A 19,492-nucleotide genomic window follows, 5' to 3' on the forward strand; every position below is an offset into this window, starting at 1 on the left:
AATTTACAGACAAAATTTAATCACCCGGTCACCCCCTCCTTCAGAGGGGGCCGGGGGGAGGAAAAAACACAATAACTTATAAAAATGAAAAATATATTAAACAGATTGATTAATCACGAAATGCTTACCGCAGCGGAAGCAAAAGAGGTCTTGGTCAATATATCCAACGGCAGTTATAATCCGAGTCAGATTTCTTCTTTTTTAACGGTCTATATGATGCGTAGCATTAGTATTGAGGAACTTTCTGGTTTTAGAGAAGCTTTACTGGATTTGTGTATCCGTGTGGATTTATCAGATTATAACACCATCGATTTATGTGGAACTGGTGGCGACGGAAAAGACACTTTTAATATTTCTACGCTAGCCTCTTTTATAGCTGCAGGAGCAGGAATAAAAGTCGCTAAACACGGTAACTACGGCGTTTCGTCTATTTCTGGCTCCAGTAATGTGATGGAAAAACTTGGAATCAAATTCAGTAATGATGCTGACTTCCTAGAACGAAGTATTGACAAAGCGGGTATTTCTGTTTTACACGCCCCTTTATTTCACCCTGCGATGAAAAACGTAGGGCCTATTCGAAAAGAACTGGCGGTAAAAACCTTTTTTAATATGTTAGGGCCGATAGTTAATCCATCTTTTCCAAAGAATCAATTAGTTGGGGTTTTTAATCTAGAACTGGCCAGAATTTATTCTTATTTGTATCAAAATACAGATGTGAATGTTACCATTCTACATTCATTAGATGGCTATGATGAAGTTTCATTGACTGGACCAACTAAGATTATTACCAGTTCGATGGAAGGAGTTTTAAACCCAGAAGATTTTGGCGTTAGTCTCTTAGCACAAAGTGATATCGAAGGTGGAAAAACAATTGAAGAATCAGCTCAAATGTTTACTGATATCATTTCAGGAAAAGGAACCGAAGCGCAAAACAATGTGGTTTGTGCCAATGCTGGAATGGCCATCGCAACAGTAACAAAATGCACACCGCTTGAAGGATTTCAACTAGCTAAAGAAAGTTTATTATCCGGAAAAGGATTGAAAGCTTTGAATACATTACAAGAATTGAGTAGATAAAAATGTTTAATGTTTAATGTTTAATGTTTAAAGTAGTTTGCTATTTGCTCAACTTTAAGCCTTAAACAAAGAAAACTCTAAATTAAAACAAATGAATATCCTAGATAAAATTATAGTTGATAAAAGAAGAGAAGTCATTCTCAAAAAATCAATCATTCCGTTTTCCCAATTAGAGGCTTCTGTTTTTTTCGATAAAAAGACTATTTCATTAAGTGAAAGCTTAAGAAATAGCGCTACAGGAATTATTGCCGAGCACAAGCGACGTTCACCTTCAAGATCAGTAATCAATCACAGTTTTACGGTGGAAGAAGTGGTGAAAGGATATGAACATGCAGGAGCCTGCGGAATTTCGGTACTAACGGATGGGAAATATTTTGGTGGCTCATTAGACGATTTACTTTTGGCAAGAGCCTCTGTAAATGTTCCTTTACTTCGAAAAGAATTTATTGTAGACGAATACCAAATCCTCGAAGCCAAAGCCTATGGAGCTGATTTAATTTTGCTAATCGCGGCAGTTTTAACACGAGAGGAGATAAAATTATTATCGGAATTTGCCAAAGGATTAGGGCTGGAAGTATTATTGGAAGTACACAATCAAGAAGAACTGGAAAAATCAATTATGCCTACTTTGGATATGATTGGAGTGAACAATAGAAACCTAAAAACTTTTGAAGTAAGTTTAGATTTCAGTAAGCAATTAGCTTCACAAATACCGGATGAATTTGTAAAAGTTTCAGAGAGCGGAATCTCATCAATCGAAGCGATAACCGAATTAAAGCCCTTTGGCTATAAAGGTTTTCTTATAGGCGAAAACTTCATGAAAACGGATGATGCTGGGAAAGCGGCAACCGAATTTATTAGGAAACTAACCCACTAGATCCCGAAGAGAGAACTATCCTTTTATGGGAAAGATGACAAGAGTAAAGAAAAAAGCAACGATTAATTAAAGCGTTCCAATTTTGGCCAGAAAATCAGAACGCTAAATCTAAATACAATGAAAAACCCAATCAAAGATAACACAAGGTCTCCCTCCCCTTCGGGGAGGGCTGGGGTGGGGATCAAAATCTGCGGCATGAAATACCCCGATAATATTCTCGAAGTAACTGCACTGCTACCTGATTATATGGGTTTTATCTTTTGGAAAAAATCAGCTAGATATTTTGACGGTGTGATTCCAAAGTTACCAAAATCCATAAAAAAAGTTGGCGTTTTTGTCAATGAAACAGCAGCGATTATTGCCGAGAAAGTTTTGAAACACGATTTACAGGCTGTTCAATTACATGGCCAGGAATCAGTTGCTTATTGTGAAGCATTGCGCAACCAGCTGTCACAAGACATCGAGATCATTAAGGTGTTTTCAATGCAAGATGAATTTGACTTCAAAGTTCTAGATCCGTATGAATCTATATGTGATTATTTCCTTTTTGATACTAAAGGAAAATTACCCGGTGGAAACGGAACTACTTTCGACTGGAAAGTATTAGAAAATTATCCGTCTAAAAAGCCCTTTTTTCTAAGTGGCGGCATTGGACTCGAAGAATTAGAAGCGGTTAAAGAAATAATAAAAACGGAGTTAGCTGTTTATGCTATTGATGTAAATAGTAAATTTGAAACAGCGCCTGGATTAAAAAATATAAAATTAGTGAGAGAGTTTCAACAAAACTTGAAGCCTTAAATCTTAAACAAAACAATAATGTCATACCACGTAAACGAAAAAGGCTATTACGGTGAATTTGGAGGAGCCTACATTCCTGAAATGTTATATCCAAATGTTGAAGAATTACGTCAGCAATATCTTAAAATAACTGCTGAACCTAGCTTTCAAGCTGAGTTTGATGCGCTTTTAAAAGATTATGTAGGTCGTCCTACTCCTCTTTATTTTGCAGAAAGATTATCTAAACAATACAATACTAAAATCTACTTGAAAAGAGAAGATTTATGTCATACCGGAGCGCACAAGGTCAACAACACTATTGGCCAAATTTTATTAGCCAAACGTTTAGGTAAAAACCGCATTATTGCTGAAACCGGAGCCGGTCAACACGGTGTGGCTACAGCCACTGTATGTGCCTTGATGGGATTGCAATGTATCGTCTATATGGGCGAAATTGACATCGAGCGTCAGGCGCCAAATGTGGCACGAATGAAAATGCTAGGTGCCGAAGTTCGTCCTGCACTTTCAGGTTCTAGAACTTTAAAGGATGCTACAAACGAAGCCATACGCGACTGGATTAACAATCCCGTGGATACCTATTACATTATTGGTTCAGTGGTAGGACCTCATCCTTATCCTGATATGGTGGCACGTTTTCAAAGTGTCATTTCCAAAGAAATTAAAGCACAATTATTGGAAAAAGAAGGAAAGGAAAACCCTGATTATGTGATTGCTTGCGTAGGTGGTGGAAGCAACGCTGCCGGAGCCTACTACCATTTTCTGGATGATAAAGAAGTAAATATAATTGCAGTGGAAGCAGCAGGTCACGGAGTGGATTCTGGGGAAAGCGCCGCGACTTCTGTACTAGGGAAAGTAGGTGTAATTCATGGTAGCAAGACTTTGTTGATGCAATCTAATGATGGCCAGATTACCGAACCGTATTCCATATCGGCAGGATTGGATTACCCTGGTGTTGGACCAATGCACGCGCATTTGTACGCATCAGGAAGAGCACAGTTTATCTCTATTACTGATGATCAGGCAATGCAATGGGGACTGAAACTTTCGAACATGGAAGGAATTATTCCTGCGATAGAAAGCGCTCATGCTTTTGCCGTTCTCGACGAAATGAAATTCAAACCTGAGGATGTTGTAGTGATAAATCTATCAGGACGAGGTGATAAGGATTTAAATACATATATTGAATATTTTAAATTGTAAATTGGGCTTACCCTGAATATATTTCAGGGTATTCGAAATTACTTTCTGGATCGAAAGAGTATATTTCAAGGTAAATGTTGAATTATTTTCAGCATTTTTACTAAATTTATTTCAGACCAAGATTGATCGCAACATTTCGACCATGCCACTTGCACAGCTAAAGCAATCGAAATCAATAAGATCTAAACCAAAATAAATTAAATACACAAAAAAATGGAAAATTTATTTGCTTACGGCTCCTTACGGGAAGAAGAAGTACAAAAAACTGTTTTTGGACGAATCCTTAAAGGCGTTCCAGAGAAATTATTGCGATATGCTGTAAGAGAAATACAAATAGAAGAAGAATTTGGAATAGAAAGCTACCCGATAATCACGCCTACCGACGATATCGCTGACTCTATTGATGGAATAGTATATGAAATAACGTATGAAGAACTCCAACTTTCTGACACCTATGAAGGAAATTCTTATACCCGTATTAAAGTTTCACTGCAATCCAATCAAACAGTATGGGCTTATAGCGCCAAAATATAAACTAACAATTAAAGACATGCAAAACAGATTGAGAATCTGATAAAATAATAAAAATGAACAGAATAAATCAAAAATTACAGGCAGACAAAAAGATATTTTCAATCTATTTCTCGGCTGGATATCCTAAGCTAAATGATACAGTACAAATCATTCAAGATTTAGAAAAAAACGGTGTCGATATGATCGAAATCGGATTACCATTTTCTGATCCATTAGCTGATGGACCTACCATACAAGCCAGCTCCACTCAAGCATTACATAACGGAATGACAACTCAAGTTTTGTTTGACCAACTAAAAGACATTCGGAAAACAGTTTCTATTCCACTTGTAATCATGGGCTACTTTAACCCGATGTTGCAATATGGAGTAGAGAACTTCTGTAAGAAATGTGCAGAAATAGGTATCGATGGCTTAATCATTCCTGATCTTCCCGTTGATGTTTATGCTGATGAATACAAAGCTATTTTCGAGAAATATGGCATAATCAACGTATTTCTAATCACACCACAAACTTCTGACAAACGCATTCGTTTTATCGACAGCGTTTCTAATGGATTTATTTACATGGTGAGCTCCGCAAGCGTTACGGGATCACAATCTGGTTTTGGAAGCGAGCAAGAAGCTTATTTCAAACGCATCGCCGACATGAACTTACAGAATCCACAAGTAATAGGTTTTGGAATCAACAATGCCGAAACTTTTAAGCAAGCTACACGTTTTGCCAAAGGAGCCATTATTGGTAGTGCTTTTGTTAGCCATCTAACCGAAAATGGAACAACTAAAATCAATGAGTTCGTAAAAGCTATTCTATAAAATATATATTTTTATCTAAAAATAAGCGGCGTTTAAATTTGATTTGAACGCCGCTTATTTTTTGATAATAACTATATTTGAACTAAGATTGTGTTTTAATATATGTTATACGGTAGCATTTTTATAAAAAAAACCGCACTATTTATAAAAATAATGCGGCTTTATTAAAGTTATTAAAATGTATTAATCAAACAATTCGTTTAACCAATGCTTTTTCTTATGTTCCTTGTAATAACCCTGTTGCGGCTGGCCTCCAAAAGGCTGTTGATTGCTCTGAAAATTTCCTTGTGGTTCATTTACTGACCTTTCAATTATCTTATCAAGCTCACCACGATCTAACCATATTCCGCGACATTGCGGACAATAATCAATTTCAATTCCTTGTCTATCTGACATTACAAGCGGAACTTTACAACTAGGACAATTCATATTATTTATTTTTAGTTATTTAATAATTCTTTATTTTTTGGAATGATAACAGAAAGTAAAACAGAGGTAATTAAGATACTTCCTATTACCATCAATGAATACACAATGGGTATTTTATATAAATCTACAATTGTCATTTTTACACCTACAAAAACTAATATTGCCGATAAACCATATTTTAAATAGTGAAAGTATTTTGTAATTCCGGCCAAAGCAAAATACAACGCTCGTAAACCTAATATTGCAAAAACATTAGAGCTAAAAATTATAAACGTATCATTTGTAATAGCCATAATTGCAGGTATCGAATCGACTGCGAAAATCAAGTCCGTAAATTCCACCATTAGAAGTACAACAAATAGTGGTGTTGCAACTGTTCTACCATTCAATTTCACGAAAAATTTATCTCCATGCTCCTCTTCAGTTACAGGAAAGAATTTTTTAAATAAGCGTACTAATGGATTCTTATCCGGTTCAATTTTCTCGTCTTGATGAAAAAGCATTTTAATACCTGTGAAAATCAGTAAGGCACCAAAAATATAGATAATCCAATGAAACTTATTAATAAGAGCAACGCCTGCAAAAATAAAAACAGCACGCATTAATAAAGCCCCTAAAATCCCCCAAAACAATACTTTGTGTTGGTACTTTGTATCAACATTAAAGTACGTAAACAGCATGATAAACACGAACAAATTATCAATACTTAATGACTTTTCTATAACATAGCCAGTTAAAAACTCAACTGCTTTCTGCTCACCCATAAAAATATAAATCCCATAATTAAAAATTAACGCAAGGGATATCCAAACACCACTCCAAATAAGGGCTTCTTTTATTTTTACTTCGTGTGATTTACGATGAAAAACACCTAAATCTAAAGCTAACATTACTAGGATAAATCCTAAAAAACAAAACCATACAAAACCATCTATGACCATATATATTTAAATTACATATTTAATTAAAACAAAACCACCAATCAATACAGCCGTAACTGTAATAGCCAAAAGATTAAAATATTTTTCTATGAACAACTTAATACTTGCTCCATACTTCCAAATTAACCAGGCAATAAGAAAAAAACGAGCCCCTCGACTTATAATAGAGGCTAAAGCAAACATCATTATATTAATATTAAAAGCACCTGCAGTAATGGTAAATACTTTGTAAGGAATTGGCGTGAAACCTGCAGTAAAAATCACCCAAAAATCCCATTCGACAAATAAACTTCTAATACTCTCATATAGTTCAACTGAAAAGCCAGGAACTGAATCAAAAAAGAAATTGGCGAAAGCTGAAAATTCTCCAGTGGCTGTAAGCCAGCTGTAATTCCCTATAGAATATCCAATAAAAGCTCCTGACACCGATCCTAAGGTGCAAAGAAGTGCGTACTTAAATGCATTGCTTGAGTGACCTAACGCCAAAGCAATTAATAAAATATCAGGTGGTATGGGGAAGAATATCGATTCTACAAAAGCTAGAATGAAAAGAACACTTGCGCCATATTTAGTTTGTGCCCAACTTAAAACCCAATCGTATAAATCTCGTAACCAATTCATTCTTTAAAATATTTGAAAAATTATAAATGCATAAATTACAAATCGCAAGTACCTGAATAATGCCACTAAAAGATACTGTTTGAAATTGTACTTTATGAGTCCGCATGCTAAACTAACTATGGAATGTGGTAAGGGTAACATGGCTCCAATAAAAACAAAAAAACCGCCCCACTTTCGCAGATTGACAATATGAATTGCTATTTTATTTTCGATGTGATTCTTGATTGCAGGTATTAAAAACAATCGGTTTCCTAAAAAGTACGCTATTATACCACCCAAATAAGACATTGTTGCCAAAACAAACAGAAACAACCATGGCGTTTCTGATTTTGAAGCCCAAGCAATAAATAGCTCTGGCGGCACTAAGCCCAACACCGTTTCTGAAAGTAGAAAGAATGAGAAAATTATAGGGGGAGAATAGGTCGCGACAAGCGTATTAAGCAGCTCGTTAAAGTCTAACAAAAAGTATTCTAAAGCCAATAGAATTGTCACAAATACTACAATCACAACACCTCCTTTGACAGCAGTATCCTTCAAAAAAGAATAAAACTGTGTCATTTTATAATACCGATTCAGTAATTGCAACCTTTTCATTCTCATCTGAAAGTCAATCAATTTATTATTATCTACCATACCCTCTTTTGCTTAAAAATTTGACATCTTCATCTACTACTCTTTACTCAACATTCTGCAAAATGAAATTAATTATTGCCTCAATCAACGGAAAAGCAAGTGCTATTATTCCAATAACCAAAGCGATCACAACAATTAAAATACCAACTAAAACATACTTGAGTTTCTTGTTTTTTAGTAAACTTTCAACAAGCATCATTGGATTAAAACTTGCATTGCTGCTAGAGTAAAATTTCTTCTTGTAACTATCTTTAGAGGAATAGCTTTGCATCATGTTTTTTTTATGATGCTTACTTTCCTTATTTATAAAATTTTCAAAATCCATAGTACTGTATTTTAGTTATATAACACAATTTTTTCAACACTACGATACTGTAATGCAGATATAGCGAATGAAAATTAATCAAGCACTAAAAAATAAATTAAAGTAAATTAACTAAGTTTTGGCGGTTGCCAAACAGGGAAATGAGGTCGAATTGACCTACTATTAAAATGAGAACGGGCAATATTGGTACTGTTTTCGACCACTGACCAAAATTCTATCGAGCAAATAATTGGGTCCTCTTCGTTTAATTCAAAATCAGCGTCAAAACAATCAGAAATTGAAACATCTTCGGAACTTAACTCTTTTAATGTAGAAGAATCACTTTGTTGAAAACAAATGTTATAGCATAGTAACATCCCTACTAGGATCACTATACTGTTAACAAAATTTTTTCGACTAGCTTTCATGGCGCAAACTTAATTAAAAACAAATATATTTCAATTCCAGACGTAAATTATTTAGAGTAATTTAACAACAATGAACTTTATTCTGGAAACAAATGATATAATAACTGGATAACACACTGTCTGGTTTTGCAATATAGCTAAAACCTCATCTAATTATAACCAACAAATTCGCAAATTACAATCCAATTTAGGAATTCATAATTTGCGAATTTGCAGTATTATTAAATCCGTTTCTTAGGAAACTGTTTCTTCTTCAATGGCAAATTCCATGGTGTCTTCTGCTTCTACCTCTACTTCTGGTTTAGATGCTTTCAATGCATTAAATTTTTCTATTTTCTCCAAATCCTCTTCCTCTCCAGAAAAATAAGGAAATACATCCATAATTGGAGATTCGGAAATTGCGGGTATAGTATATTCCCCCATAGTAGTTTTCATAATTCCAAGGGTATTATCAAAAGCTTCCCTTACATCGTTTGCCTGCACTAAGAAATACATACTGCTCTTACGTTCTTTTCCGCTTTCCTCATCATAAGCCAGCAAAGATATTTTTGACTTAAACCAGCGATCACAATTTTCAAAAGGATGAATTTCTGCGTAATTCGCCACTTTTATATTCGTGATTTTAAACTCTTCACTGATATAAGCCGACATTTCCTCAGTAATTCTACTTTCGGCTTCCGTGTACGACAAAGCATCTACTAAGTAAGGTTCTGTCGTAATCTTTTGTCCTCCAGTTTCATCTGTTTTTCTATATTTTATTTTGCATTCGTACCAAGTTGTGCTCATCTCTTTCTTTTTTAGGATGTCAAAGATAGATTTTAAAGGAAAAAAAATCGGCTATTCATAAAATAGATATTCACAATTTTTCGAGCTGCTTCTATTGTTTTTAATTCCAATGTATTATACAATTTCATCCTTATATGAAGTAAATTACAAAATCAAAATCGGTTCCTAAATAATAGTATAAAACATAAAATTTAACCTAAGTATAAAAATTTAGTATAATAGACAAGTTGATCTAAAACAACTGAATATGAACACCTAAGACACTCCACTCAGCATTTTTAATTATGTTAAATTTATGTTAAATTAAAATTAAACAACTGTTTAAGTTAAACAGTTGTTTAATTTTACAGTCTATTTAAATTCTATGTTTGCTACTGTCGACTTTAACGAAAAACAAATACAAATTCTACTGGTGGCAGAAACCTTATTTGCCGACAAAGGATTTGAAGGAACTTCCATTCGAACTATCGCAAAAGAAGCCAAGATTAATATCGCGATGGTTTCTTATTATTTTGGCTCAAAAGAACGTTTGCTGGAATCACTAATATTTTATAGAACCAAAGATTTAAAGATTGAAATAGAAAACTTGTTGGTTGAAGATCTAGAACCCATTGCCAAGATCAACAAGCTGATCGCCCTATACATCAATAGAATCAATTCTAACAAAGGGATTTTTAGAATTCTTCATTTTGAGATGGCCACCCAAAAAAAGGAACTAAATATTAAATCCTTTTACGACTTACGAAAAAGCAATTTAAAATCGCTTGAAGTCATCATTAATGAAGGTCAAAATAAAGGCGTATTTAGAAAAGACATTTCGATTCCGCTTTTAACGCCAACGATTTTGGGGACCTTTTTTCATTTCTACATGAACAAGGAGTATTTCATGGATATACTACAGCTCCCTACCGAAGATTCATACAACAATTATATCACCGTCGACCTGACAAAACACATTCAACAAACAATAAAAGCACTTCTGATTTATGAAAGTTAGTCAATTCATGCTCTTTGGGATATTCTTCATCGGAATGTCGCCAATAGAAGCGCAAGAAAAAACGAGTTTAACTCTCGATGAAGCCATTCATTTGGCTTGGGCCCAAAGCAACGAAGTTTCCTTGGCCAACACAAAAGTTGCCACTAAAAAATTCGAATTACAGCAGGTTAAAAACAAGCAGTATCCAGATTTGAAAATCTCAGGTCAATACCAGCGTTTAGCCCAAGCATCCTTTAATCTAAAATTAAACAAAAGTACAACTACTGAAGCACTTCCTGTAGTAGACCAGTTAATGATAGGTCAAGTAAATGCTAGTCTTCCCTTATTTGCCGGTTTTAAAATTAAAAATAGCATTAAAGCCTATGATAATTTATATCAGGCCGAAACAGCTAGTGCAATGCAAACAAAGGAAGAAGTTGCAATGATGGTGGTTAATTATTATGCCAGTTTGTATAAAGCACAAAAAACAGTCGAACTTTTAAAAGAAAATCAAAAAAGCGCACAACAACGCGTCACTGATTTTATAGAATTGGAAAAAAACGGAATCATTCCAAGAAATGATTTGCTAAAATCACAACTTCAAGTTTCGAAAATACAGCTGTCATTAGACCAATCCATAAGCAATTTAAACATTGTCAATTTTGAGCTCTTGAGTCTGTTAAAAATGGATCCAAAAACAAAATTAGAGGTCAAAGAAAGTGATTTTATTGACTTCCAAATGAGTAATATTCTAACGAATGATGCGCTGGCATTAGAAAACCGTAAAGATCTCGAGGCCATTCGTTTGCAAGAAAAAGCAAGTTTAGCTAACGTTCAAATGTCAAAAAGCGGCTACTACCCTGCTATTTCAATCATTGGTGGCTACACAGCATTAGATTTAAAAAATGTTATTACCGTAGAAAACGCTATGAATATAGGAGTTGGAGTATCTTATGATTTAAGTGGCATACTAAAAAACGGAACAAATGTAAAAATAGCAGAAAGCAAAGCACTTGAAATACAAAATCATCAAGCGATTTTAACTGATTACATAAAAACACAGGTGCAAAAAGCAATCGAAGATTACGATTTGGCACTTAAACAAGATCTCGTTTACAATGAAGCGGTGGAACAAGCATTAGAGAATTACAGAATTATAAAAGACAAATACGACAACGGTTTATCTGATACAAATGATCTTCTTGAAGCTGATGTGGAACAACTGGGTTCTACTATCAATAAAACGTTGGCACGAGCTAATGTTATTCAAAAATACTACGAATTGCTTTCAGTAAGCGGGCAACTAAACCAAACTTTCAATCTTTCAAAAATATAATCGGCACCTACAATGACTAAGAAAAAGACAAATACCAAGTTTATCACCATAATCACTTCCTTAGTATTACTAGGTGTTACTTATGGAACCTATAAATACGTTCATTCCCTTTCTCACGAAGGAACAGATGATGCACAGATTGAGAAAAACATGAATCCAATTATTCCAAGAGTATCCGGATATGTTAGCAAAGTGTTTATTAAAGACAACGATTTTGTAAAAAAGGGCGACACTTTGTTTACAATTGACAAGAAAGATTACCAATTGAAAATTGATGAAGCAACGGCAAACTTGGCTGTAGCCGAAGGAAACTTAGAGGTTACAAAAGCTGACATCGGTGGTCTTTTAGCTAGTATTTCTGTATCTGAAGCCAATGTAAAGTCGGCCGGCGGAAACATAGAAAGCGCAAAAATCAGATTAGATCGCGCTACTAGTGACTACAATAGGTATAATAATTTATATAAAAACCGTACAATTACTAAACAGCAATATGAGCAAGCTTTAGCAACAAAATTAGAAGCTGAAAATCAAGTTCGTATTTTGCAACAGCAAGAAAAAGCTAGTGCTTTTCAAAAATCGGTTATTGTGGCAAAATCTAAAGCCACTGACAAACAAACAGATGTGGCTGATGCCAATATCAAACGTGCGAAAGCACTGCTTAACTCTGCAATTTTAAATTCGAGCTATACCGCAGTCACAGCAGCAATTGACGGTCAGGTTTCTAAAATTGATATTCAACCGGGACAATTGGTGCAACCGGGACAATCTCTTTTTTACATAATTAACAACAATGAAGCCTGGGTTGTAGCTAATTTTAAAGAAACACAATTGAACAAAATGATGGTTGGTCAAAAGGTAACTCTAAAAGTAGATGCATATCCTGATTATGATTTTAAAGGAACTGTGGTCTCTTTTTCTCCTGCAACTGGAGCGCGCTTTTCAATTTTACCTCCTGATAATGCTACTGGAAATTTTGTGAAAACGATTCAGCGTTTACCAGTAAAAATTAGTATTGATGCTGATAACGATATTGAAAAAATAAAATTATTACGTCCAGGAATGAATGTGGATGTTGACGTACATATAAAATAAAAATGGTAACAGGACAAGGAGAAGACGATTTAGTCGAATACGGCTTTAGACGGGTTATTATTACAATTACGGCTGTACTCTGTGCGTTACTGGAAATTGTTGATACCACTATTGTCAATGTAGCGCTAACGAATATGAGAGGAAGCCTTGGTGCCACATTAACTGATGTGGCCTGGGTAATCACCGCTTATGCTATCGCAAATGTTATCATTATACCAATGACTAGCTGGCTATCACAGCAATTTGGAAGAAGGAATTACTTTGCTGTTTCCATAGTTATTTTTACTGTTGCTTCTTTTTTGTGTGGTAATGCGACTAATATTTGGGAGTTAGTAGCTTTCCGATTTATTCAAGGTCTAGGAGGAGGAGCCTTGCTAGTAACTGCACAAACCATTATTACTGAAAGTTATCCTATCGCAAAAAGAGGAATGGCACAAGCCATTTATGGAATGGGTGTCATTGTAGGACCCACTTTAGGGCCGCCATTAGGTGGCTACCTTGTGGATCATTTTTCATGGCCTTACATTTTTTACATCAATATTCCGTTAGGTATTATAGCCACACTTTTGACTTTAACATTTGTAAGAAGTCCAAAATACGGAGAAAAACTAAAGTCGCATCAAGTCGATTGGGCGGGAATCATGCTCTTAGCAGCCTTCATTGGTTCCTTACAATTTGTACTGGAACATGGACAACAAGACGACTGGTTTAACAACAAATTAATTGTTTTATTGAGTGTTATTTCCCTTTTTGGATTAATTCTATTTATCTGGAGACAATTAACTTATAAGTATCCTATAGTTAACTTAAGCGTTCTAAAAGACGGGAATTTGAGAATTGGTACTCTAATGGCATTCATTTTAGGTTTTGGTTTGTATGGTTCCACATTAATAATTCCCATATATACACAGTCCATTTTGGGATGGACCGCTACTGATGCTGGTTTATTGCTGATTCCTGGTTCGATAACTACAGCTTTCATGATGCCTATAATTGGTAAACTGATTCAAAAAGGAGTTCCTCAAGGATACATGATTGGTCTTGGCTTTTTAGTATTCTTTTTATTTACGTTAATGATGCACAATAACATGACACCAGATACTGGTGAAGAACACATGTTCTGGGCATTAATTTTAAGAGGCGTTGGTTTAGGCTTACTTTTCGTTCCTATCACTACTTTATCACTATCTACTTTATCAGGAAAAAATATTGGAGAAGGAGCTGCATTTACAGGTATGATGAGACAATTAGGTGGTTCTTTTGGTATTGCCATTATCACCACTTTTATCACCCGATTCAGTCAGGAACACCGCGTGAATTTAGTTGCCCATTTAGATGGAACTAAATTTGAAGTACAACAGCGACTACTGCTTTTACAAAAAGGGTTTATGTCTAAAGGTTTTACTGCCAATGAATCTATGAAAAAAGCATATCAGGCAATCGATTATTCAGTCTTAAAGCAAAGTACTGTTTTATCTTACATGGATATTTTTATGTATCTGGGTATACTATTTCTCTGTTGTATTCCAATTATTTTCTTCATCAAGAAAGGGAAGAACAAGATCAATCCAGCAGATGCCATGCATTAAAACACAAAAAACTCCGATTCGACGTCGGAGTTTTTTTATTGGTTAAACTAGGATTATCTGGTAAATACTAAATGATTCCCTTTTGAAAGCGTGGCGTCAAATTGATAGCCATCATAATTAAATCCTTTCAAATCGTCAACCGTTTTGGCTTCGGTATCGATGATGTAACGCACCATCATTCCTCTAGCTTTCTTAGCAAAAAAACTAATTATTTTAAGCTTTCCATCTTTATAATCCTTAAAATCAGGAGTGATTACTGGGACTTTCAAAGCTTTAGTATCTACGGCCGAAAAATATTCATTACTTGCTAGGTTAACAAACAACTCATCTTTTTTCAACTCTTTGTTTAGTGCTTTTGTAACCTTCGATTTCCAAAATTCGTATAAATTTTTATCGTCGCCAATAGGCAATTTTGTACCCATTTCTAATCGATAGGCCTGAATTAAATCCAAGGGTTTAAGTATACCATACAAACCTGATAATATTCGTAAGCTATTTTGTAAGCTTTCTAATTTTTCTGTGGGGATCGAATATGCGTCTAATCCAGTATATACATCTCCGTCAAATGCATAAACGGCAGGACGCGCATTCTCAGCGGTAAAAGGCGTTTTCCAGTCTTGATTGCGTTGCCAGTTCAAGTCGGCTAATTTTGTCGAAATATGCATTAGATCAGAAAGGTCTTTTGGAGATTGTTGTTTCAACACTTTCTGGATTTGTCTTGATTCTTTTAAGAATTCAGATTCCGTATAATTTGAAGTAGGTAATGCTGTTTCGAAGTTTAAAGATTTGGCTGGCGATATAACAATTTTCATAAATAATCCTGTTTCAGGTTCTTTTTTAATACAAAATCAAAAGTACTACTTGAAAAACAATAAACAGATAAATCCACATCAATTTGTTTAATACTGATATAGAAAATAGAAATGTGATCCATTAATTACTGTCTAAATCTCAATTTTTATAGCCATTTAATTTTCAGGGGGATAGTATTCGAAAAATAAATAATTTATTGACTTTTATTAGCATAACTTTTCGAAAAAAAAGCGCTGTATTTTTGTAAAAAAAGGGGCAATAAATAATAAAAACCGCAGTAAACCAGCGTGTAAATCAATCTTAAAAACTAATTAACGCTCCTTGTTTCAATAATAATATCAATTTCTAGGAGGAGATTAGTAACAATTTATCTATTTTTGTGAATCTTAAAATAATAACCAAAACGGGAATAATTCCTGTTATTCGATAAAAGAATACAGCATACAAAAATGAAAAAAACAATAAAACGCATTTACAATTCAGATTTATTCAATGAATTTTTTGAGAATGAAAAATCAACCGGACTTATACTTATCGCCTGTACCCTATTTTCGTTGGTTATGGCTAATTCAATCTTCGGTTCACAATACATTCATACCTGGCACATGGATCTGGGAGGACAGAGTGTAGAATACTGGATTAATGACGGTTTAATGACCATCTTCTTTTTACTAATTGGTTTAGAATTAGAAAGAGAAATCTATAAAGGGGAATTGTCAAACATAAAAGACGCTTTATTTCCAATATTTGCTGCCTTAGGAGGAATGTTAGTTCCTGCAGGACTGTATCTTTTACTAAACCACGGAACTATTGCACAAGCGGGGGCAGGTATCCCTATGGCCACCGACATTGCTTTTGCATTAGGAATCTTATCCTTATTAGGGAATCGAGTACCACTAAGTTTAAAAATATTCTTAACCGCGCTTGCTGTAATAGACGATTTAGGAGCTATCATGGTAATTGCGATCTTTTATACTAAAACCATTCTTTGGGCAAATCTATTTTACGCTTTAGGTACCATGCTAATTTTATTTGTACTTAACCGTATGAAAGTTAAAAGTCTTATTCCGTACCTTATTGGAGGAGCGATTATGTGGTGGTTTATGCTAAATTCAGGAATTCACGCTACCGTTACTGGAGTATTATTAGCATTTGTTATTCCTTTTGGAAATGGGGAGAAAAATTCTACCTCCTACATTTTACAACACTTTTTACACAAACCAGTTGGTTTTATAATACTTCCACTCTTTGCATTGGCAAATACAGCTATCGTAGTTAGTTCAGACATAGGAGCAACGATTGCTCAACATTACAGTATTGGTATTGCTTTAGGGCTAATAGTAGGAAAACCATTAGGTATTTTTCTGTTTTGTCTTCTAGCTGTTGGACTAGGAATTTGTAAACTTCCGAATGGCTTAACATGGAAAACGATTATAGGTGTAGGATTTTTAGGAGGTATCGGATTTACAATGTCTATTTTCATTACCTTGCTTGCTTTCGACGACCAAACTATTATTAGCAACGCAAAATTCATTATTTTACTTTCGTCTTTAGTTGCGGGCTTACTAGGCTTTATGTTTTTGAAAAACACATTAAAAGAAAGTATTGATGAAAACAGTATTAAATAGCATTTTCACCTATATTAACCTTAGTAAGGGCGAGGAAGAAAAAGCAAAAGTATTGGATTTTGTAAAATCTAGTATTTCCTTTAGAGGGGCAAATTTGTGGATTTTAGCCTGCGCCATTGTTGTGGCCTCTGTTGGGCTAAATGTAAATTCTACAGCAGTAATCATTGGTGCGATGTTAATATCTCCATTAATGGGTCCTATTATTGGAGCCGGTTTTGGACTAGGTATTTACGATTTCGATTTATTGAAAAAATCACTCAAAAATCTGTTGATTGCAACCATCGTAGGATTGGTAGTATCTACTATTTATTTTTATATTAGCCCATTTAAAGAAGCGCAGCCTGAATTACTATCCAGGACTTCTCCAAATATTTATGATATACTTATTGCCTTCTTCGGTGGTTTAGTTGGCGCTATTGCAATAACAAGAGTAGAAAAAGGAAACCCCATTCCGGGTGTGGCGATTGCAACAGCACTTATGCCACCACTTTGCACTGCAGGATATGGATTAGCAATGGGGAGTTATAAATTCTTTTTTGGCGCGATCTACTTGTATTCTATCAACTGTGTGTTTATTTGTATTTCGACTTTTTTCATTGTGAAATATCTAGATTATCCTACGAAAAAACAACTAGATGAGAAATTACAAAAACGAGTAAAATACACGATAACAGCTTTAATCATAGTATTAATACTTCCAAGTATCTATTTTGCTTATCAATTAATCGAAGAAAAAAAATACCAACAACAGATTGATCTCTTTATTCATAATGAATTTACCAATAAAGGCATTACGGTTGTTTATAAGAAAACCAAATTCATTGAGAAACCAAAAAAACTGGAACTCGGATTTCTTTCAAAAAGATACCAGCCAGACGAAATAAAGACGCTAAATCAAAGTCTTAAAGAGTACGAAATAAAAGACACTAAGCTTATTGTAATTCAGGACACAACCGACTTAAAGAGCGATATTCTGAACGAAATCAACTTTAACAAGTCAAAATTAAGTCAAAAGGATGTTTCGATTTTAAACCTGAAAAAACAACTGGCTGCAAATACTTATGACAACAAAGCCTTACTGGCTGAAATAAAAATATTATTTCCTGAGGTAGATAACATTTCAATGTCCAATCATACTTTTAATGAAAATTCAGACAGTACTGCTACGGTGCCTGTACTAATTTACACTAGTAAAGCACCACTAAAAGACGAATATACAAAGAAGATGACTTTATGGCTACAACAACGATTAGCCAAAAAAGATATTGAACTCTACAGAAGACCTCTTAAAGCCTTCAAAAAAATACAACCAAAAAAGGTAGTTCAAAAATAATTTTTCTAAAACATATGCATAAAAAAAATCTGCTTGAAAGCAGACTTTTTTTTATGCAATTATATTGACTTATATAGTATTTACAATCCATGCGCTTCGCTCAATCTTTTATTTGATTTTTTTTCATCTCTTTATAGCTGTATTCAAAACTGAATTTCAAGGTTATCTGTTATCGACTTCCTAAATTAAAAAATTACCAATCGAAGCAATTCTTGATTATACTTTTTATATGTGAGAATATATTTACTTAACTAAATCCATTAATTTAGCCCTTACTACGAATAACACTCTTTATCGTATTTATATGGTTTTCAACGATTAGTTAATTATTTTGGCTCTTTATTTTTTAAATTTAGATGGTATAATCCTCTAATAAAATAAAAAATGAGTAAACCTTTACTTTGGTATTTTAGAAGACATTCTTTATTATATAAGATACGATTCAAAATGGTTTCTCGAAAATCAACAATGAATCGTATTGAAAATTTTTGTTACAATACTATAAACCCAAAGTATGACATTCCGCCAATTTATTTTCAATTGAACAGTATAATTTTGCCGAAACCCAAGGCAGAACTGAGTGATATTAAAAAAGCAAAAAAGATAGCGAAATGGCTTCGAAACCATATTAAAGGAGGACCAGGACTTGGAAAATCATCAAATAACGCACTTCGTAAGATGTTAAGAGGAGAAGGTGGTGTCTGTAGTGACTTCTCACAGATCTATAATAATTTTTGCGTCATCAACGATTTAAAAGTTAAAGAGTGGGGCATTAAAGTGATAACCACTAACCAAGCGGTTCGCGGCGGACATTCGTTTAACGAAGTATACTCTAAGGAATTTCGCAAGTGGGTTCTAATCGACGTATCCAAATCAATATTTTTTTACCATACCAACTCTAAAATACCTTTATCTGTTCTTGAACTTCTTCAATTGAAAAAGGAAAACAAAGAAATTTATTATTATGAATTCAATAAAAAAATTGTTGTGGATAAACAATATATAGAAGACCTCTATCTAGTGCCTAACTCATTTCCTTTTCTGATTACCGATTATTGTAATAAAACCTATGATTACTTTTTAGACAAATTCAGTTTTCTGCCGGAATCAATAATACATGGACTGGTCTTCCTAACAGGTAAAAGTTATCATTTTGAGTTTCCTACCAAGGAATATAAGATCGTAGTCCCGTTTGTCCCACCGATACGTACAAAAATAATTGAAAGGTATACGGTGAACTCAATATAACAAAAAAGTCTGCTCGAGAGCAGACTTTTTCAAT

General features: G+C 34.2%; 21 protein-coding genes. 13 read left to right on the plus strand and 8 right to left on the minus strand.

Annotated elements, in window-relative coordinates; genetic code table 11:
• Positions 1-84: 84 nt before the first annotated feature.
• The 6 genes from trpD (at position 85) to trpA (ending at position 5,301) form a co-directional block, all read left to right on the plus strand.
• Entirely contained in the window at positions 85-1,077 is a 993-nt protein-coding gene (gene trpD, locus FQU23_RS12165; RefSeq protein WP_147674065.1) for an anthranilate phosphoribosyltransferase, read from the plus strand.
• Between the two features lie 91 nt (positions 1,078-1,168).
• The gene (gene trpC / locus FQU23_RS12170; RefSeq protein WP_147674066.1) at positions 1,169-1,954 is read left to right on the plus strand and encodes an indole-3-glycerol phosphate synthase TrpC; all 786 of its coding nucleotides are present in this window, start codon (positions 1,169-1,171) and stop codon (positions 1,952-1,954) included.
• 195 nt (positions 1,955-2,149) lie between these two features.
• Positions 2,150-2,752: a phosphoribosylanthranilate isomerase gene (locus FQU23_RS12175; RefSeq protein WP_147674194.1), complete on the plus strand. Its 603-nt coding sequence runs from the start codon at positions 2,150-2,152 to the stop codon at positions 2,750-2,752.
• 18 nt (positions 2,753-2,770) lie between these two features.
• Positions 2,771-3,952 carry a tryptophan synthase subunit beta gene (trpB, locus tag FQU23_RS12180; RefSeq protein ID WP_147674067.1) on the plus strand — a complete coding sequence of 394 codons (1,182 nt, stop codon included), beginning with the start codon at positions 2,771-2,773 and terminating at the stop codon, positions 3,950-3,952.
• Between the two features lie 213 nt (positions 3,953-4,165).
• A complete protein-coding gene (locus FQU23_RS12185) occupies positions 4,166-4,486 on the plus strand; it encodes a gamma-glutamylcyclotransferase family protein (RefSeq protein WP_147674068.1) in 321 nt (106 codons plus the stop codon).
• Positions 4,487-4,539: 53 nt separating this feature from the next.
• Positions 4,540-5,301 (plus strand): tryptophan synthase subunit alpha, encoded by a 762-nt coding sequence (trpA, locus tag FQU23_RS12190; protein WP_147674069.1) that lies wholly within the window; start codon positions 4,540-4,542, stop codon positions 5,299-5,301.
• 183 nt (positions 5,302-5,484) lie between these two features.
• Here the strand turns inward: trpA and FQU23_RS12195 are convergent, their stop codons facing one another.
• The 7 genes from FQU23_RS12195 to FQU23_RS12225 all read right to left on the minus strand — a co-directional run bounded on the left by FQU23_RS12195 (position 5,485) and on the right by FQU23_RS12225 (position 9,443).
• The gene (locus tag FQU23_RS12195; RefSeq protein WP_147674070.1) at positions 5,485-5,730 is read right to left on the minus strand and encodes a zf-TFIIB domain-containing protein; all 246 of its coding nucleotides are present in this window, start codon (positions 5,728-5,730) and stop codon (positions 5,485-5,487) included.
• An 11-nt stretch (positions 5,731-5,741) separates the two neighbouring features.
• Positions 5,742-6,671, minus strand: a complete 930-nt coding sequence (locus FQU23_RS12200) for a TerC family protein (RefSeq protein ID WP_147674071.1) — start codon at positions 6,669-6,671, stop codon at positions 5,742-5,744.
• A gap of 6 nt (positions 6,672-6,677) precedes the next feature.
• Positions 6,678-7,292 (minus strand): YqaA family protein, encoded by a 615-nt coding sequence (locus tag FQU23_RS12205; RefSeq protein ID WP_147674072.1) that lies wholly within the window; start codon positions 7,290-7,292, stop codon positions 6,678-6,680.
• Positions 7,293-7,295: 3 nt separating this feature from the next.
• On the minus strand, positions 7,296-7,925 hold the full coding sequence (locus tag FQU23_RS12210; RefSeq protein WP_209282350.1) for a YqaA family protein: 630 nt from the start codon (positions 7,923-7,925) through the stop codon (positions 7,296-7,298).
• A gap of 43 nt (positions 7,926-7,968) precedes the next feature.
• Complete coding sequence (locus FQU23_RS12215; protein WP_147674073.1) at positions 7,969-8,250, minus strand: hypothetical protein; 282 nt, start codon at positions 8,248-8,250, stop codon at positions 7,969-7,971.
• 107 nt (positions 8,251-8,357) lie between these two features.
• Positions 8,358-8,657: a hypothetical protein gene (locus tag FQU23_RS12220; protein WP_147674074.1), complete on the minus strand. Its 300-nt coding sequence runs from the start codon at positions 8,655-8,657 to the stop codon at positions 8,358-8,360.
• A gap of 234 nt (positions 8,658-8,891) precedes the next feature.
• Positions 8,892-9,443: a DUF4494 domain-containing protein gene (locus tag FQU23_RS12225; RefSeq protein ID WP_147674075.1), complete on the minus strand. Its 552-nt coding sequence runs from the start codon at positions 9,441-9,443 to the stop codon at positions 8,892-8,894.
• Between the two features lie 364 nt (positions 9,444-9,807).
• Between FQU23_RS12225 and FQU23_RS12230 the strand changes: the two genes are divergently transcribed.
• From FQU23_RS12230 to FQU23_RS12245, 4 genes are read left to right on the plus strand one after another with little or no spacing between them, the layout of a single operon-like run.
• Positions 9,808-10,440: a TetR family transcriptional regulator gene (locus FQU23_RS12230; protein WP_147674076.1), complete on the plus strand. Its 633-nt coding sequence runs from the start codon at positions 9,808-9,810 to the stop codon at positions 10,438-10,440.
• Positions 10,430-11,755 (plus strand): TolC family protein, encoded by a 1,326-nt coding sequence (locus FQU23_RS12235; RefSeq protein ID WP_147674077.1) that lies wholly within the window; start codon positions 10,430-10,432, stop codon positions 11,753-11,755. The genes FQU23_RS12230 and FQU23_RS12235 overlap by 11 nt, the downstream gene beginning before the upstream one ends.
• Before the next feature lie 12 nt (positions 11,756-11,767).
• Positions 11,768-12,847, plus strand: a complete 1,080-nt coding sequence (locus FQU23_RS12240) for an HlyD family secretion protein (RefSeq protein ID WP_147674078.1) — start codon at positions 11,768-11,770, stop codon at positions 12,845-12,847.
• Between the two features lie 2 nt (positions 12,848-12,849).
• Complete coding sequence (locus tag FQU23_RS12245; RefSeq protein WP_147674079.1) at positions 12,850-14,436, plus strand: MDR family MFS transporter; 1,587 nt, start codon at positions 12,850-12,852, stop codon at positions 14,434-14,436.
• Positions 14,437-14,489: 53 nt separating this feature from the next.
• Here FQU23_RS12245 and yaaA read toward each other — a convergent pair whose 3' ends face one another.
• On the minus strand, positions 14,490-15,248 hold the full coding sequence (gene yaaA / locus FQU23_RS12250) for a peroxide stress protein YaaA (RefSeq protein ID WP_147674080.1): 759 nt from the start codon (positions 15,246-15,248) through the stop codon (positions 14,490-14,492).
• Between the two features lie 450 nt (positions 15,249-15,698).
• Between yaaA and nhaA the strand changes: the two genes are divergently transcribed.
• The 3 genes from nhaA (at position 15,699) to FQU23_RS12265 (ending at position 19,458) form a co-directional block, all read left to right on the plus strand.
• On the plus strand, positions 15,699-16,877 hold the full coding sequence (nhaA, locus tag FQU23_RS12255; RefSeq protein ID WP_209282351.1) for a Na+/H+ antiporter NhaA: 1,179 nt from the start codon (positions 15,699-15,701) through the stop codon (positions 16,875-16,877).
• Positions 16,858-18,210, plus strand: coding sequence for a TIGR00341 family protein (locus tag FQU23_RS12260; protein ID WP_147674081.1), 1,353 nt, complete (start codon positions 16,858-16,860; stop codon positions 18,208-18,210). The genes nhaA and FQU23_RS12260 overlap by 20 nt, the downstream gene beginning before the upstream one ends.
• Positions 18,211-18,594: 384 nt before the next feature.
• Positions 18,595-19,458 (plus strand): transglutaminase domain-containing protein, encoded by an 864-nt coding sequence (locus tag FQU23_RS12265; protein ID WP_245181116.1) that lies wholly within the window; start codon positions 18,595-18,597, stop codon positions 19,456-19,458.
• Positions 19,459-19,492 lie beyond the last annotated feature (34 nt).

Source organism: Flavobacterium sp. XN-5, assembly GCF_008033395.2.
Classification (GTDB): domain Bacteria; phylum Bacteroidota; class Bacteroidia; order Flavobacteriales; family Flavobacteriaceae; genus Flavobacterium; species Flavobacterium hiemivividum.

Bases quoted from the DNA above. Each gene is read 5' to 3' on its own strand.
- FQU23_RS12230 (WP_147674076.1), top strand. From the start codon at position 9,808: ATGTTTGCTACTGTCGACTTTAACGAAAAACAAATACAAATTCTACTG.
- FQU23_RS12260 (WP_147674081.1), top strand. From the start codon at position 16,858: ATGAAAACAGTATTAAATAGCATTTTCACCTATATTAACCTTAGTAAG.
- nhaA (WP_209282351.1), top strand. From the start codon at position 15,699: ATGAAAAAAACAATAAAACGCATTTACAATTCAGATTTATTCAATGAA.
- trpA (WP_147674069.1), top strand. From the start codon at position 4,540: ATGAACAGAATAAATCAAAAATTACAGGCAGACAAAAAGATATTTTCA.
- FQU23_RS12175 (WP_147674194.1), top strand. From the start codon at position 2,150: ATGAAATACCCCGATAATATTCTCGAAGTAACTGCACTGCTACCTGAT.
- FQU23_RS12195 (WP_147674070.1), bottom strand. From the start codon at position 5,730: ATGAATTGTCCTAGTTGTAAAGTTCCGCTTGTAATGTCAGATAGACAA.
- FQU23_RS12235 (WP_147674077.1), top strand. From the start codon at position 10,430: ATGAAAGTTAGTCAATTCATGCTCTTTGGGATATTCTTCATCGGAATG.
- trpB (WP_147674067.1), top strand. From the start codon at position 2,771: ATGTCATACCACGTAAACGAAAAAGGCTATTACGGTGAATTTGGAGGA.
- yaaA (WP_147674080.1), bottom strand. From the start codon at position 15,248: ATGAAAATTGTTATATCGCCAGCCAAATCTTTAAACTTCGAAACAGCA.
- trpD (WP_147674065.1), top strand. From the start codon at position 85: ATGAAAAATATATTAAACAGATTGATTAATCACGAAATGCTTACCGCA.
- FQU23_RS12185 (WP_147674068.1), top strand. From the start codon at position 4,166: ATGGAAAATTTATTTGCTTACGGCTCCTTACGGGAAGAAGAAGTACAA.
- FQU23_RS12220 (WP_147674074.1), bottom strand. From the start codon at position 8,657: ATGAAAGCTAGTCGAAAAAATTTTGTTAACAGTATAGTGATCCTAGTA.
- FQU23_RS12200 (WP_147674071.1), bottom strand. From the start codon at position 6,671: ATGGTCATAGATGGTTTTGTATGGTTTTGTTTTTTAGGATTTATCCTA.
- FQU23_RS12205 (WP_147674072.1), bottom strand. From the start codon at position 7,292: ATGAATTGGTTACGAGATTTATACGATTGGGTTTTAAGTTGGGCACAA.
- FQU23_RS12210 (WP_209282350.1), bottom strand. From the start codon at position 7,925: ATGGTAGATAATAATAAATTGATTGACTTTCAGATGAGAATGAAAAGG.
- FQU23_RS12265 (WP_245181116.1), top strand. From the start codon at position 18,595: ATGAGTAAACCTTTACTTTGGTATTTTAGAAGACATTCTTTATTATAT.
- FQU23_RS12215 (WP_147674073.1), bottom strand. From the start codon at position 8,250: ATGGATTTTGAAAATTTTATAAATAAGGAAAGTAAGCATCATAAAAAA.
- FQU23_RS12245 (WP_147674079.1), top strand. From the start codon at position 12,850: ATGGTAACAGGACAAGGAGAAGACGATTTAGTCGAATACGGCTTTAGA.
- FQU23_RS12225 (WP_147674075.1), bottom strand. From the start codon at position 9,443: ATGAGCACAACTTGGTACGAATGCAAAATAAAATATAGAAAAACAGAT.
- FQU23_RS12240 (WP_147674078.1), top strand. From the start codon at position 11,768: ATGACTAAGAAAAAGACAAATACCAAGTTTATCACCATAATCACTTCC.
- trpC (WP_147674066.1), top strand. From the start codon at position 1,169: ATGAATATCCTAGATAAAATTATAGTTGATAAAAGAAGAGAAGTCATT.